The organism is Bartonella sp. AP4SXKL (assembly GCF_042195845.1).
GTDB lineage: Bacteria > Pseudomonadota > Alphaproteobacteria > Rhizobiales > Rhizobiaceae > Bartonella.
In genome coordinates, this window is record NZ_JBHIPA010000081.1 from 1 (window position 1) to 606 (window position 606).

General features: G+C 38.1%; 1 protein-coding gene. It reads right to left on the bottom strand.

Going from position 1 to position 606, the window contains the following annotated elements; translation table 11 throughout:
* Window positions 1–606, bottom strand: a 606-nt coding sequence (locus tag ACFIMI_RS09780; RefSeq protein WP_375692544.1) for a phage antirepressor KilAC domain-containing protein, incomplete at its 5' end; no start/stop codon positions are given.

The window sequence follows — 606 nt, forward strand, 5'->3', positions numbered from 1 at the left end:
TTAATGCATGCTTTGTCTTTTAAGCTCTTGAGACAGCACACCAATTCCTTTTGCTGTGATTTTTGCGCAAGGAATGACTTTTTCTATTCCACTTGCGGTTTGAAGTGTGATAGTTGGACAATCCATAAGTTTCTTTTGGATTTTGTCTTGATAAGGAAGCAAATTTCCACCTGCTGCTCGTCTGTAAACCCAACCTTTTTTCTGTAAGAAGACAATGAACTGTTTTGGTTGCATCTCGAGTATTTTAGCGGCTTCTGTAAGACTGAAGAGTCCATTATGACGCTGTAAGCTTTCAAGAGCCATTGCCTTTGGTTTTAAATTTGCAATAATGTTATCTTTTTGTTCATTTTCATTTTTGAGATACGTTAAAACACCAAGCATAACTTGAGGACTTGAGTAGTCGATTTGTGGTATTGCTGCTTGCTTTTCTAATTCTTGCCAACGGTCTATAATCCTAGCACGTAATGTCATGCTGTAACCAGAAACTAAAATGAGGCATTCGCGTTTAGGGAGGTTGTAACAGTTTTGGGGCTTACCCTGTTTATCTAAATAGGTGGATCCAAATTTGGATTGACCCCCTTCAGGATATAATTCTCCTAACATTTG